This is a genomic window from Acinetobacter calcoaceticus (assembly GCF_051947995.1).
In the GTDB taxonomy this organism is placed as follows: domain Bacteria; phylum Pseudomonadota; class Gammaproteobacteria; order Pseudomonadales; family Moraxellaceae; genus Acinetobacter.
Window position 1 is genome coordinate 105,813 of sequence record NZ_JBLVVH010000005.1, and the last position, 13,923, is coordinate 119,735.

Sequence of the window (13,923 nt, forward strand, 5' to 3'; positions counted from 1 at the left end):
GCCCTTTTTATGGCTGCAATAAAAAAAGCTTGCTGACAGTAGGTCAACAAGCTTTTTGCGTTTTATAGGTTTTTTATTTTTCATTAGACCATCTAAATTTTATCGTTTTATGACAATTTTTTGATCATTAGATGACAAGTGTAAAACGCTGCAATAAGTATTTAGTGCGCACAGAACGCTTGATTAAAATATTCAAACAGATCAGGTGTTTGAAACCAGATCAAGATCGAAATACTGATTAAACAAAGAATAAAGCCTATCAGTATAATTTTGAAATTTCGTTCAAGATTAGTCATGAATAATAGCCTCTTCATTGACGAAAAGATGAATGACCACACCAAAAGCACTTAAAAGTAAGCAGGCAAGCCAGATCATATTGTAGTTACCGGTCATGTCGTGGTTGATACCCCCTAACCAGCCTCCAAAAAATGAACCGATTTGGTGAGTAAAAAACACAATGCCACTCAACATCGATAAATATTTTACGCCAAACATATTGGCAACAATACCATTGGTTAAAGGTACCGTTGAAAGCCAGAGTAATCCCATAATGATCCCAAAACTATAAACCGTAAATACATTGAGTGGTAATAACAGGAAGGCGATGATTGCGACGCCGCGTAAGCCGTACAACAACATTAGCAGTTTCGGTTTTGAATAACGGTCACCTAACCAGCCAGCACCGTAGGTTCCTACAATATTGAACAGGCCTACTAGCGCTAAAAATACGGTGCCTGTGGTGGCATCAAAGCCATGATCGATTAAGTAACCCGGTAAATGCACACCTAAAAATACCACCTGAAAGCCGCAGACCAGAAAACCTAAGGATAACCACCAGAAAGGTTTGTGCTTACCGGCAATATGGAGGACCTGTTTAAAGCCGAGACTAGGTTGATTCAGTGCCTTCGGTGCTGTAGGGCTAGGAGATTTTAATAACCATGCCAAAGGTACAATCAAGGCTATAGCGAATGCACTGACTAGGAGTGCGGAGGACCAGCCAATACTTTTGAGTAATAGTAGGGTGGATGGCAACATGATAAATTGACCAAATGATCCTGCTGCACTGGCAATCCCCATCACCATACTGCGTTTTTCTGGCGGGGCTGCACGACCAACGGCTGAAAGCAGCACGGTAAATGAAGTTGCCGATAAGGCTAATCCAATCACAAGCCCCAAACTGAGATTGAGCAGAACTCCCGTCGAACTGAATGCCATCATCACCAAGCCAATTGCATAGAGTGCGCCGCCTGCTGCAACCACTTTCTTGGTGCCATATTTATCGGCAATTGCACCTGTGAAGGGCTGAGCTGCACCCCAAATCAGGTTTTGTAAGGCGATGGCAAAACTAAAAATATGATGTCCCCAGCCAAATGCATCACTCATTGGGACAAGGTATAAGCCAAAGCCGTGACGTACGCCGAGGGAAAGTGCAAGAATAAGTGCACTTCCTATCAGCATATAAATCAATTGTTTCGAGAATTGTGGATTTGACATTGTTGTTATGATCATGGAATAAGTGAAAAGTATTTTAAAATACTTCTATTTATATTTCGATTCTAAAAAATGATTAGCGTTCTATTTGTTTGAGTAAATTGTTTACTATTAGAAATATCAGGAAATAAAAAAGCAGCCTTCGCTGCTTTTTTTATAAGCTAAGATGCTTAGAAACGATAGCCGACACCTGCATAACCTAAAATAGGGTTAATCTCGATATCAGTTTTTGCACGAATAAGTTCACCATATTTATTATCGTTAACAGTGATAGTTGCTTCACCAGTCAGGTGGGCATAAGAAACAGAACCAACCGCAAACCAACGATCATTAAAGTCATATGTAAAACCTGCTGTGGCAATCGGTGCAAATGCATCCGAAGCTTCTAATTTGACTTTTGGATCTCCTGAACTGGTTTTCTGGTCCAAAGCAGCGCCAGCTTTACCGTCTTTGATATTGACAATCATATGTCCAGCGTTGATTAAATCGCGCTCAATTTCAGAATTAATCTTGAGATCATTGAAATAAGCATACATTAATCCTAGCCCCACATAAGGTCGGAATTTATTAACGCCTGTTTTACCGAAATGGTATTGGAATTCAAAAGCTGGAGTCCATGCGCGAGCTGTTGCTGCTGTACCATGCGATTCAAGGTCAGTAATAAAAATTTGCTTTTCTAAGTCGATTGAAGGGAGGTCGATACCTCCAATAATTGGAAGATCAATAGATGGGTGAGCCTTTGCTGTTAATGGCGCATAAATTTGCCCTTTACCTTGGATGTCAACTTTTGGTGGAATGCCTGCTTTTACTTCAAATGAAACATTATCTGTGAAAAAATAGTTGGTCATAATGCCCAAAGTCATTACATCATCTGCTTCCAGTCCCGTACCAGGATTGTTCCATTCATCTAAACCATAGATTTCAGCATTACCACTTAATGAGCCGGGCAACGTCTCTTTTCCCAAACCATCTAAAAAATTAATGAAAACTGTTGATAGATTGGGGTCCATATCTTTGGAGATACTATCTTTAACGGTTTTTATTGAAACATCGCCAACTTTGGCTTGTTCGCCTTCATTAACTGCTGTGTTCACTTTAATTGGTTGAGCTTTACCCGTTGGTTTTACATATAGAGCACCGACTGAAACCGAAAAGCGTTTAAACCCATCACCATCTTTCAGACTGAAATAAGGTGAGTCTGCAAAAGTAATTGTTGGTAGGGCACATAAGCCTGTAAGCAGGCAAGCAAATGACTTCTTCATCATCTTGGGACTCCATGTCCTAAAGTTTGTAAGGATTTTTCTTGCGCCCACGATAACTCTTTTTGAGACATCCTTTGTTTAGTTAAAATTTATAATTGTTATGCTTATGAAAAAATTTGTTTGATTTAGATAAATTGATGAAGAAATTGTGAAGATACAAAAAAAGCCACCGAAGTGACTTTTTTATAAAAAAATTAAACAAAATAAGTTACATAAAACGAGATAAATCCTCTTCAGGACGCGCGGTTAATACTTCAATACCTGTTTTGGTTACCAAAATCGTATGTTCATATTGGGCCGATAATTTGTGATCTTTTGTGACAACGGTCCACTTATCACCTAAAAGCTTGGTTTGCCAAACACCTGCGTTGACCATTGGTTCAATGGTAAAGGTCATGCCTGCTTCCAGACGCATACCTGTACCTTTTTGCCCATAATGCAAAACTTGTGGTTCATCATGGAACACATTGCCGATACCATGACCACAATATTCACGGACGACACTAAAACGTTCAGATTCCACATATTGCTGAATAGCATAGCCGACATCACCCAGATATGAACCGTCTTTTACCGTAGCCATGCCACGATACATGGCTTCCTGAGCCACTGAACACAAGCGGTTTGCAAGAATAGAGGTTTCACCGCCCACGATATACATCATGTTGGTATCGCCATGATAGCCCTCTTTAATGACTGTTACATCGATATTAAGAATATCGCCGTTCTTTAAGATTTTATTTTCAGACGGAATACCGTGACAAACCACATGGTTGACCGAAGTACAAATAGAATGCTGGAAAGCAGGGCGACCTGGTGCTGCGCCGTAGCCGACACAGGCCGGAATTGCTTGCTGAACATTTTCAATGTGATTGCGACAGATGGTATCTAGTTCTAGTGTGCTCACGCCCGCTTTAATATGCGGTTTAATCATGTCTAGAACTTCAGCCGCCAATTTGCCAGCAACACGCATCTTTTCAATTTCTTCAGGTGTTTTGATTAATCGACGAGGGGCTGTATAAGTTGTATTCATGATCTCTAAAAACTTTTGGTAATTTGCAAGCGTCTATGGTATAAATAGCCGCCTATTTTATCAAATGCTTTTCGTGAATATATTTTACGAAATTCTCTGATGATAATAGTCGTAAAAAATCCGCACATATATCGACACATTACTCTGGGTGCCTAGCAATAGGTGGAGAATGCGGATATATGGAGGCCTAACCCAAACTTTAAGGTAAAGAAAATGGCAGATTACAACGTAAGCATGCGCGACCTTCTTCAAGCAGGCGCACACTTTGGTCACCAAACTCGTTTCTGGAACCCAAAAATGCGTCAATACATTTTTGGCGCGCGTAACAAAATTCACATCATCAACCTTGAACATACTGTTCCTGCGTTAAATGATGCTTTGAACTTCGTTAACAACCTAGCGAGCAAAAAGAACAAAGTATTATTCGTTGGTACAAAACGAGCTGCTTCTAACATCATCCGTGAACAAGCTCAACGCGCTGGTCAACCATATGTAGATCACCGTTGGTTAGGTGGTATGTTGACGAACTGGAAAACACTTCGCCAATCTATCAACCGTTTAAAAGATCTTCAAACTCAATCTCAAGACGGTACTTTTGCTAAGCTTACTAAACGTGAAGCTTTAGAGCGTACTCGTGAGATGGAAAAACTTGAACGTGCTTTAGGCGGCGTTAAAAACATGGGTGGTTTACCTGACGCATTATTTGTAATCGACGTTGATCACGAAGCGATTGCAATCAAAGAAGCGAAAAACTTAGGTATTCCTGTAATCGGTATCGTTGATACAAACTCTAACCCAGACAACGTTGATTACGTTATTCCGGGTAACGACGATGCGATCCGTGCAGTAACTTTGTATGCTTCTGCTATGGCTGATGCGATTCTTGCTGGTAAAGAATATGCTCAATCACAAGCAAATGCACAAGCAAAAGGCGACGACGCTGCTAAAGACGCTTCTGAGGCTTAATGCGTTTTGACGCAAGCTTGTCATTTTTGCGACATGTAATGGTGGCAAATTAAAGCGTCGAGATTGCAAACGGCCCAGAGATTCTTTGGGCCGTTTTTGTTGAACAGATTTATTTTCTACCGATTTTAGGAGAACAACATGACTGCAATTACTGCAAGCATGGTAAAAGAATTACGTGACCGTACTGGTCTTGCAATGATGGAATGCAAAAAAGCATTAACAGAAGCTGGTGGTGACGTCGAACTTGCGATTGATAACCTTCGTAAATCAGGTCAAGCAAAAGCTGCTAAAAAAGCAGGTAACATTGCTGCTGATGGCGCGATCACGATCCTCCAAGACGGTAACAAAGCAATTCTTGTTGAAGTTAACTGTCAAACTGACTTCGTTGCAAAAGACGAAAACTTCAAAAACTTCTCTGACAAAGTTGCTGCTGCTGCACTTGCTGCAAATGAAACTGATGCTGCGAAAATTGCTGAACTTAAACTTGAAGACGGTTCAACTGTAGAAGAAGCGCGTGTTGCACTTGTTCAAAAAATCGGTGAAAACATCCAGGTTCGTCGTGCTCAAATCGTTGAAGGCGAAAACTTGGCTGTTTACAAGCACGGTTTAAAAATCGGTGTTGTTGTTTCTTACACAGGTGATGCTGATACTGGTAAAGGTATTGCAATGCACGTTGCTGCATTCAACCCAGTTGCGGTAAATGCAGAAGCTGTTCCAGCTGACTTGATCGCTAAAGAGAAAGAAATTGCTGAAGCGAAAGCATTAGAATCTGGTAAACCAGCGAACATCGTTGAGAAAATGGTAACTGGTTCAGTTGAAAAATACTTGAACGAAGTTGCTCTTGATCGTCAAATGTATGTTATTGACAATGACAAGAAAGTTGCTGATGTATTGAAAGCGACTGGTACTGTTGTCGCTCAATTCGTTCGTTTCGAAGTGGGTGAAGGTATTGAGAAGAAAGCTGAAATGAGCTTTGCAGAAGAAGTTGCTGCTGCTCAAGCTGCTGCGAAGTAATTCGTATCTTCTAAAAAAACCCGGTCATTTTGACTGGGTTTTTTTTATTGTCTATTAAAAAGCCCACTTCAGCAAATGGACTTTTTTATATCATTTAAGGCTTATTCAGCTTCTTTTTTAAGCTCGTATTTGCTTGCCAATTCACCTGTAATTTCTTTACCTTCGGTATCTAAAGCTTTCAGGTAACCTTCAGCAACGAAATATTTACGGCCATCACCGGCTTTATCCAATGTGATGACTGAGGTATTTTTGCTATCAAAGGCGAAGCTACCTTTGGTTTCGAAGGCTTTACCATCACCTTTGCCTAAATATTTTTCTTTCAATTCATAGGTCTTGTCTTGATTCAGTTCAAGCTCAGTCTCAATACCTTCACAGTCAGCGCATGGAAGGACACCCTTATAGGTACCATCCCAGTCGAGTGAGTTTTCAGCTGTGTGTGCACTGTCAACAGCTTCATGCGTTGTTTCTGTTGTGGTTGCTGCTGGTGGGGTTTGTTCATCAGTTTTTGGTGTTTCTGCCTTGTTACAGGCTACAAGGAAAACCGATGCTAGAGAAATGGCAATAATTGATTTTTTCATCTTGGATATAACCTTATTCGAAAGTATTGATACCCAAGTTATTAGATTTTAAAAAGAAATGGAAGTAAGGGAATGTAAGGGTTGTTTAACCTTTGGTAAAGCAAGACAAGCTTAACCTTGTCTTGCCTTGAAGCGTGGATTTGATTTGCAGATTACAAATAGCTTGCCACGACGCTTTACAATCTGACAATCAGCACTACGGCGTTTTGCACTTTTAAGGGATGAACAGACTTTCATTGTGGTTCTCTAGATTTAATGTAATGTTATAATATTGCATTAAGTTTATGTTGTAAAGTTTGTCTTATGGTTGAAAGCCTAAATGACGGGACGTTAGAAATAAAAAGCCCTTATCGTTTAATACGGGCTTTTTGAATTTAGAGCAAGGCATGAACTCGCGTCTCCAAGTTTGGCAAGGGGACTAGCTGTTTTTAAATTGCTATAGATAAATTGAGAACATCTATATTGAATTCTTATCCTTAATTTGGAGACGATAACAGGTGTTATAAAATATCATTTGGTCTTAGCGAAAAATTGATGTGTTCACGTACTAATATTTGCATGGTTGGAATAATATTTCGAATATCGCCACGTCTCCACTGAAAAGCATAATGCAGTGAAGGGAGTGGAGGATGACTTTCAAGTTGAATCAGTGTGGAATCTGCACCATTTTCCATCCAGCCTTTGGGTAAAAAACCAATCCCAACACCTTCTCGAATCATGCCGGCAACAGCACTCCAGTTATTACAGGTAATACGTTTAATTTCATGAATATTCTGGCTTAATAGCCAGTCATCCAGAATACGGGTTGTTCCCGCACCAGCGGGTAGGGTAACCAGTGTATGTTGAGTTAATAGACTGATTAAATCTTGGGGTGAGTCCTGAGCGAGTAAAGGCTCGGCGATCATCCATACAAAATCAGCTTTGGTAATGGACTGAGAGAGAATACTGCTTTTAGAAGACCGGCCCGCCATGATGGCAAAATCGAGCTCGCCTGCATCCAGTTTCTGTTCAAGCACTGCACCTACATCTACATAGGGTTCTAGATGTAATAGGGGATGCTGTTTCTGGGCAATGGCAATAAATTTAGGTAACCAGGTCAGTGCGGATAATTCACCCACACCAAACTTTAGTCTTCCATTCAAGCCTTTCTGTTGGTTCGTAAAGGTGGTTTGTAGGGTGATGACGGCTTCAAGCACATTGCTGGCCATGCTTAAAAGACGCTCTCCGTCCTCGGTTAAAACGGCACGATGCCCACGCCGATCAAAAAGTTGATGATCTAAAATACATTCTAACTCATGAATCCTTTGTGATAACGATGAAACAGAGATATGCAGGCGTTGTGCTGCGATTGCAAAATTATCACATGTCGCAGCCCAGTAAAAAGCTTCCAATTGCTTGATGGTCGGAGATGACATTGTTCGATTTTTCCGAATAACCTTGTTTAAATAATATCGCTTTTCTTTATGTTGCTCTATCACTATAAAGTAGATAGTGGAATATGGATGAGCGATGTATGGACGTAAATAAGCAAAATATTCAGGCAGGAGCGATGCATTCTAAGCACCAGCCTAAAATTCTGGACGATATTTTATGTTTACAAGATTTTGAGGCAAAAGCACGTCGAAAACTCCCTCGACCGATCTTTGGTTATATTGCTGGCGCGGCAGAAGATAATACGAGCCTGCAGGATAATCGTACAGTTTTTAAAGATTATCGTTTTATCACGCAGGTCTTGACAGATGTTTCTCGGCGAGATCAAAAAGTAGAACTGTTTGGAAAGACCTATCACGCTCCGTTTGGCATCGCACCCATGGGCTTAAATGCATTGTCAACTTATCGGGGAGATGTGGTGTTAGCACGGGCTGCACAGGCTGCCAATATTGTTTCAATTATGAGTGGTTCATCCTTGATTCCATTGGAAACTGTAGCAAAAGCTGCACCAGATACATGGTTTCAAGCTTATCTTCCTGGGGATACCGCACGTATTTTGGCCTTGCTGGAGCGGGTAAAGCATGCGGGTTTTCAGACCTTGGTGATCACGGTAGATATCCCTGTTTCTGCCAATCGTGAAAATAATGTGCGTACAGGTTTTTCGACGCCCCTGCGTCCAAGTTTACGGTTGGCTTGGGATGGGCTGACCCGCCTTTCCTGGTTATTTGGGACTTTCTGCCGGACATTGATGCAGCACGGAATGCCTCATTTTGAAAATTCCTTTGCAACAAGAGGTGCGCCGATCTTATCTGCAAATGTGCTTCGTGATTTTTCTGCCAGAGATCATTTGAACTGGGAACATTTCAAGCAGATCCGCGAGTATTGGCAAGGAAATTTGGTGATTAAAGGCGTGCTCAGTGTTAAAGATGCCCGTCTTGCAAAAGACATGGGGGCAGATGGCATCATTTTATCTAATCACGGTGGTCGTCAGCTGGATGGTGCCACTTCACCGATGCGAATTTTACCAGATGTGGTTCAGGCATTAGGTTCAGATTATCCGGTCATGATTGATAGTGGTTTTAGACGGGGTTCAGATGTGCTCAAAGCCATCGCATTAGGAGCAAAGATGGTCTTCGTTGGACGACCTTTTAATTATGCAGCCGCTGTGGCAGGGGATGCAGGGGTTGAGCATGCGATTAACTTGTTACGTGATGAAGTCGATCGCAATATGGCAATGTTAGGTGTTAATCGTTGTGATGAGCTGAATCCCGATATGCTTATCCATTGTTGATCTCCAGATTAGCCCGTCTTTTTACTTTTAATTATCCGCTTGAATGATGACCTGTCTTATAGATGGAAACTATAGGCGATAGGGGTCATGTGCCTTAAATAAAGGATTATCAATATGCAAAATGTTTATGAGACAGAACAAGAAAAAGCCAAACGCCTAAAGAAAGTGGCAACAGCGACCATTGTGGGTTCAATGTTGGAATGGTACGACTTCTACTTGTATGCCACGATGGCCTCTATTGTTTTTAGTAAAGTTTTTTTTGATAAATCTGATCCGAGTACAGCGGCGATTGCGGCCTTTGCAACCTTTGCAATCGGATTTATTGCCCGACCATTTGGCGGTATATTTTTTGGTTTTTTTGGCGATCGTTATGGTCGTAAGAAAATGCTTTATATTACCTTTTTGCTTATGGGCTTATGTACCGTTTTTATCGGCTTAATTCCTGGTTATGACACGATTGGGATTTGGGCGCCGATCTTGTTAGTTTTTTTCCGGATTATTCAAGGGCTTGGTGCAGGAGCTGAGTTTGCCGGAGCGGCAATTACCTCCTATGAGCATGCATCAGATGAAAAACGTGGTCGTCAGGGCGCCTGGCCAGCATTGGGTCTGAATTTAGGCTTATTATTATCCTCACTCACTATTTTCCTACTCACTTTAAACGGGGATGAGTTTTTATTAAATGGCGGTTGGCGTATTCCATTTTTACTCAGCTTTGTATTAGTGCTTGTCGGAATTTGGGTCAGAAAAAATTTACCTGAAACGCCAGATTTTGAGCAAAAAATTAATGATGATTCAGAAATTAGAACTGAAAATCCTTTTAAAAGTTTACTGAAGGCGAATCTAAAAGGCATCTTGGTGGTTTTGATTGTCGCAATTGGATATAACGCGCTCAGCTATATTTTTAAAACCTTCTCATTGGCTTATTTGACACAGTTTAAAGGGGTAACAGCTCATGTTACTTCCTTGTCGATTACCATTGCCAGTTTGGTTGCCATTGTCACTGTGCCATTGTTTGGGTGGCTATGCGATTACTGGAGTAGTAAAAAAGTTCTGATCTTAGGAGGGCTTTTATCACTATTATTTGCATATCCATTTATGAAATTACTGGAGACAGGTCAGGATATCTTTATCTATGTGGCAATTGCGATAGGAACCGGTATTTTGGCACCCATGATGTTTGCTTCGCAGAGCTCATTTTTATGCCGACAATTTTCAGTGGAGAATCGCTCTACTGGCGTGAGTTCTAGCCGAGAAATTGGTACGGCTATTGCGGGTGGTTTGGCTCCATTAGGTGCGTTGAGCATGGTTGCAGCATCGCCAACACATTCAACAGCCAGTGTCATCATGATTTTAATTACTGCAGCAGTCTTTGTTGTGGTTGCTGCGTTATGTGATCAGGGTTACCGGTTCTCTAAACATAAAAATTAATTTCTGGCCCAAAGCTCTGTTGAAACCTGAATAAGGACGGTGAAGTAAAAAGTTTTAAACAGTGTTTGTTATGGGGTTGGGCATTTAAATATATCAATAAAAAAGCCCTTATCTTTCGATAAGGGCTTTTTTGAATTTGGAGCGGGAAACGAGACTCGAACTCGCGACCCCAACCTTGGCAAGGTTATGCTCTACCAACTGAGCTATTCCCGCAATAGGACGCATTATAGAGAGTTTCATTCAACTGTCAACTCTCTATAATGCTAAGTGTTGAATTAATCAGCACGTCGCCAGATTGTGCCTTGGCGTGTATCTTCCAAAACTACACCCTGATCAAGTAAAGACTGGCGGATGCCATCAGCTTTCGCAAAATCCTTGGCTTTTTTCGCGTCAACACGTTGTTGAATGAAGTCTTCAATATCAGCATCAGAGAGGCTTAAGGCTTCCTGACCAATATCCGATTTCAGGAACTCATCTACATTATGCTGAACCAGACCCAGAATATCAGTTAAATGACGCAGGGTAGAGTAAAGAGCCGTTGCCTGCTCCGCTTGCTCTTCTTTCACCGCACGGTTGAGTTCTTTGTTGAGTTCAAACAGGACCGCCATTGCTTCAGCAGTATTGAAATCATCGCACATTGCATTGTTAAAGCGTTCAACAAAGTTCTGTTCTAAAGTCTCAATCGTTTTTTGACCATAGACTTGCTGATAGGCTTTGAAAGAATGATAGAAACGGCTAAGTGCTGTTTTTGCTTCTTTTAAGGCCACATCAGAGAAGTTAACTGGACTGCGATAATGCGACGACACAATGAAGTAGCGAATCACTTCTGGATGAAACTTCTCCATCACATCACGAATGGTAAAGAAGTTGCCTAAAGACTTAGACATTTTCTCACCATCGACATTGATGAAACCGACATGCATCCAGTAATTCACATATTGTTCGCCAGTTGAGGCTTCACTTTGTGCGATTTCGTTTTCATGATGCGGGAACATGAGATCTGAACCCCCACCATGAATATCGAAATGATTGCCCAGGCAGCAAGTCGACATCGCAGAACATTCAATATGCCAGCCTGGACGGCCATTGCCCCAAGGCGAAGCCCACGCAGGTTCATTTTCCTTGGCATGTTTCCACAGCACAAAGTCAAAGGGATGTTTCTTTTCAACTTCGACATCCACACGTTCAGATGCACCCGCTTGCATGTCTTCCAGTTTACGGCCAGATAGACGACCGTATTTGTCGAATTTGCTGACTTCAAAATAAACATCGCCATTGCTGGAAGGGTAAGCAGCACCTTTATCAACCAAGGTGTTAATCATGCTTTGCATCTGATCAATATATTCAGTTGCTTTGGGTGCTTCATCTGGTGCCGCACAGCCTAGGTTGGCTGCATCTTCATTCATGGCATCGATAAAACGTGCTGTGAGCTGCTGAATGCTTTCACCATTTTCGTTGGCACGCGCAATGATCTTGTCATCAATGTCGGTAATGTTGCGAATATAGCGAACTTTCCAGCCTTGGCTACGTAAGAAACGAATGATGTAGTCAAATGCAACCATAACCCGAGCGTGCCCGATATGACAGTAATCGTAAACCGTCATACCACAGACATACATATCGATTTGACCTTCTTTGCGGGGGACAAATTCAACTTTTTTACGTTGCTCAGAGTTATATAGAACAAAAGGTTGCATAAGGGTTTTCAAACACTCTACAAAAATCGTTATTCATCATAACGTATGCACCATATTTCATAAAGTTATCGGCAGAAAAAAGATGGCTTTAGTTTGCAATATTTTCTTTATTCAAAGCGGATTTGACGGATCGTTCGAAGTTGGGCTTTTTTGGCAAAATAATAGTAGATCATAGCAGTTGCCAAGATACCCACCAGCCAGGAGATATCCACATTACCTAGCATGGTCGCGATGTGACCTGTATAAACCTTGCTATGAATAAAGGGAAGTTGTAATAACACGCCCATGACATAACAACCAATGCCGATTCGATTCCAGCGACCATATTTTCCATCCGGGTCGTAGAGTGCCGCGACATCACATTGTTCTTTAGAGATAAAATAGTAGTCTACAAGGTTGATTGCGCTCCAGGGAATGAAGAAGGTGAGCAAGAACAGAATGAATGCTTTAAAGGTATTTAAAAAAGTATGTTCACCCAGAATTGCGATGATGGTGGAAATGGCAACCATAGCCAGTACCACACCTAAACGAGTCATTCTTGAAATGTGATATTCAGGTTTGAAACTATTCCAAATGGTTGCAATACACATAAAACAACCATAGGCATTCAGGGTGGACAGGGTTACTTTACCAAAGGCAATACTGAAATAGAGGAAAGTGATGATCAGTGCAGCTGCATTCATTCCCACAACATATTGCACTTCATTTCCAACAAAGCCACCTTGTGAGATTTGTGCAATCAATACACCTAAGGTCATGGAGATTTGTGAACTGAGCAGCGAACCTAGGCCAACAGCGAGAAAGACACGGCTGGAGGAGGTGTTTGATGGTAGATATCTTGAATAATCAGCAACATAAGGACCGAATGAGATTTGCCATGAAGCAGAAAGGGAAATCGCGAGTAAAAATGAGGACCAGCTAAATTTTTGAACAGCAATTAACTCTGAAATGTTTGAATGAGTTAAAATTTGAGTCAAAATGATGACAAAGGCAATCAGCCCGATAATACTTGCAACCTTTCCAACCCAGTGAATTAAACGATAGCCAATGGTGGTAAAGATCACAATAAACGCGGCATAGATTAAAATTCCAGTGCTATTGCTGACGTGAATAAGTTGCGCAATCGCTTTACCTGCAAGGACTTCCCCCGTGGCTGTAAAACCGATATACATGAGGCAAACCAAGAAAATTGGAATACAGGCACCATATACACCAAATTGAACACGGCTTGAGATCATTTGTGGAAGGCCGAGTTTAGGGCCTTGAGCTGCATGCAATGCCATCACGATGGCACCGAAGCACTGTCCAATCAATAAACCAATAATCGACCAGAAAACATCTCCACCAAGGACCACAGCCAAAGCACCGGTAACGATTGCCGTGATTTGTAAATTGGCGCCGAACCATAAAGTAAATTGCCCAAAAACACTGCCATGTCTTTCTTGTTCGGGAATGAAATCAATACTGCGATTTTCAATAAATTGATGTTTTTCTCTCTCATCCAATGAGCTCATTGTTATACGCCTTATCCTTGGAGCACTGCTTGTCGCTAAAAATACATGCGGTATTAAAATACATGCATGTATATAATGATATGAATATGTATATACAACTTGAGTTATATGTGAGCAATTTTATTTGTGTTAAAAAAGGTAATTCCCAGATTTTTGATTTAGCCAAGGTTTCTATATAGATGCATAAGGCTGAAGTTTTAAATTGAATAGCACGAGGC

General features: G+C 41.2%; 12 protein-coding genes and 1 tRNA gene. 4 read left to right on the forward strand and 9 right to left on the reverse strand.

What is annotated here, in order from left to right; genetic code table 11:
- Window positions 1-288: 288 nt before the first annotated feature.
- The 3 genes from ACNQO6_RS11460 to map form a co-directional block, all read right to left on the reverse strand.
- The gene (locus tag ACNQO6_RS11460; protein WP_440209027.1) at window positions 289-1,509 is read right to left on the reverse strand and encodes an MFS transporter; all 1,221 of its coding nucleotides are present in this window, start codon (window positions 1,507-1,509) and stop codon (window positions 289-291) included.
- A gap of 152 nt (window positions 1,510-1,661) precedes the next feature.
- Complete coding sequence (locus tag ACNQO6_RS11465) at window positions 1,662-2,756, reverse strand: OmpW/AlkL family protein (RefSeq protein ID WP_440209028.1); 1,095 nt, start codon at window positions 2,754-2,756, stop codon at window positions 1,662-1,664.
- Window positions 2,757-2,961: 205 nt separating this feature from the next.
- Window positions 2,962-3,786, reverse strand: a complete 825-nt coding sequence (gene map, locus ACNQO6_RS11470) for a type I methionyl aminopeptidase (protein ID WP_440209029.1) — start codon at window positions 3,784-3,786, stop codon at window positions 2,962-2,964.
- Window positions 3,787-3,999: 213 nt separating this feature from the next.
- Between map and rpsB the strand changes: the two genes are divergently transcribed.
- The gene (gene rpsB, locus ACNQO6_RS11475) at window positions 4,000-4,752 is read left to right on the forward strand and encodes a 30S ribosomal protein S2 (RefSeq protein WP_004652723.1); all 753 of its coding nucleotides are present in this window, start codon (window positions 4,000-4,002) and stop codon (window positions 4,750-4,752) included.
- A gap of 138 nt (window positions 4,753-4,890) precedes the next feature.
- Window positions 4,891-5,766 (forward strand): translation elongation factor Ts, encoded by an 876-nt coding sequence (tsf, locus tag ACNQO6_RS11480; RefSeq protein ID WP_005231543.1) that lies wholly within the window; start codon window positions 4,891-4,893, stop codon window positions 5,764-5,766.
- Window positions 5,767-5,867: 101 nt separating this feature from the next.
- Here tsf and ACNQO6_RS11485 read toward each other — a convergent pair whose 3' ends face one another.
- The 3 genes from ACNQO6_RS11485 to ACNQO6_RS11495 form a co-directional block, all read right to left on the reverse strand.
- Window positions 5,868-6,344 carry a copper resistance protein NlpE gene (locus ACNQO6_RS11485; RefSeq protein ID WP_440209030.1) on the reverse strand — a complete coding sequence of 159 codons (477 nt, stop codon included), beginning with the start codon at window positions 6,342-6,344 and terminating at the stop codon, window positions 5,868-5,870.
- A gap of 111 nt (window positions 6,345-6,455) precedes the next feature.
- Window positions 6,456-6,581, reverse strand: coding sequence for a type B 50S ribosomal protein L36 (gene ykgO, locus ACNQO6_RS11490; RefSeq protein WP_005231541.1), 126 nt, complete (start codon window positions 6,579-6,581; stop codon window positions 6,456-6,458).
- Between the two features lie 263 nt (window positions 6,582-6,844).
- Window positions 6,845-7,759, reverse strand: coding sequence for a LysR family transcriptional regulator (locus ACNQO6_RS11495; protein ID WP_440209031.1), 915 nt, complete (start codon window positions 7,757-7,759; stop codon window positions 6,845-6,847).
- Between the two features lie 98 nt (window positions 7,760-7,857).
- On the opposite strand from ACNQO6_RS11495, the gene ACNQO6_RS11500 reads away from it, so the two are divergent.
- Together ACNQO6_RS11500 and ACNQO6_RS11505 are read left to right on the forward strand one after the other, a co-directional pair.
- Window positions 7,858-9,066, forward strand: a complete 1,209-nt coding sequence (locus tag ACNQO6_RS11500) for an alpha-hydroxy acid oxidase (protein ID WP_440209032.1) — start codon at window positions 7,858-7,860, stop codon at window positions 9,064-9,066.
- A 114-nt stretch (window positions 9,067-9,180) separates the two neighbouring features.
- Window positions 9,181-10,494, forward strand: a complete 1,314-nt coding sequence (locus ACNQO6_RS11505) for an MFS transporter (protein WP_396513755.1) — start codon at window positions 9,181-9,183, stop codon at window positions 10,492-10,494.
- Window positions 10,495-10,631: 137 nt separating this feature from the next.
- Here ACNQO6_RS11505 and ACNQO6_RS11510 read toward each other — a convergent pair.
- From ACNQO6_RS11510 to ACNQO6_RS11520, 3 genes are all read right to left on the reverse strand, one after another.
- A tRNA-Gly gene (locus ACNQO6_RS11510) sits at window positions 10,632-10,707 on the reverse strand.
- A gap of 62 nt (window positions 10,708-10,769) precedes the next feature.
- Window positions 10,770-12,191 (reverse strand): cysteine--tRNA ligase, encoded by a 1,422-nt coding sequence (gene cysS / locus ACNQO6_RS11515; protein ID WP_440209033.1) that lies wholly within the window; start codon window positions 12,189-12,191, stop codon window positions 10,770-10,772.
- A 107-nt stretch (window positions 12,192-12,298) separates the two neighbouring features.
- Window positions 12,299-13,705 (reverse strand): purine-cytosine permease family protein, encoded by a 1,407-nt coding sequence (locus ACNQO6_RS11520; RefSeq protein WP_440209034.1) that lies wholly within the window; start codon window positions 13,703-13,705, stop codon window positions 12,299-12,301.
- Window positions 13,706-13,923: the final 218 nt, after the last annotated feature.

Excerpts from the sequence above, each read along its gene's own strand:
- ACNQO6_RS11485 (WP_440209030.1), bottom strand. The coding sequence starts at position 6,344 with ATGAAAAAATCAATTATTGCCATTTCTCTAGCATCGGTTTTCCTTGTA.
- tsf (WP_005231543.1), top strand. The coding sequence starts at position 4,891 with ATGACTGCAATTACTGCAAGCATGGTAAAAGAATTACGTGACCGTACT.
- ACNQO6_RS11460 (WP_440209027.1), bottom strand. The coding sequence starts at position 1,509 with ATGATCATAACAACAATGTCAAATCCACAATTCTCGAAACAATTGATT.
- cysS (WP_440209033.1), bottom strand. The coding sequence starts at position 12,191 with ATGCAACCTTTTGTTCTATATAACTCTGAGCAACGTAAAAAAGTTGAA.
- map (WP_440209029.1), bottom strand. The coding sequence starts at position 3,786 with ATGAATACAACTTATACAGCCCCTCGTCGATTAATCAAAACACCTGAA.
- ACNQO6_RS11520 (WP_440209034.1), bottom strand. The coding sequence starts at position 13,705 with ATGAGCTCATTGGATGAGAGAGAAAAACATCAATTTATTGAAAATCGC.
- ACNQO6_RS11495 (WP_440209031.1), bottom strand. The coding sequence starts at position 7,759 with ATGTCATCTCCGACCATCAAGCAATTGGAAGCTTTTTACTGGGCTGCG.
- rpsB (WP_004652723.1), top strand. The coding sequence starts at position 4,000 with ATGGCAGATTACAACGTAAGCATGCGCGACCTTCTTCAAGCAGGCGCA.
- ACNQO6_RS11505 (WP_396513755.1), top strand. The coding sequence starts at position 9,181 with ATGCAAAATGTTTATGAGACAGAACAAGAAAAAGCCAAACGCCTAAAG.
- ACNQO6_RS11500 (WP_440209032.1), top strand. The coding sequence starts at position 7,858 with ATGGACGTAAATAAGCAAAATATTCAGGCAGGAGCGATGCATTCTAAG.
- ACNQO6_RS11465 (WP_440209028.1), bottom strand. The coding sequence starts at position 2,756 with ATGATGAAGAAGTCATTTGCTTGCCTGCTTACAGGCTTATGTGCCCTA.
- ykgO (WP_005231541.1), bottom strand. The coding sequence starts at position 6,581 with ATGAAAGTCTGTTCATCCCTTAAAAGTGCAAAACGCCGTAGTGCTGAT.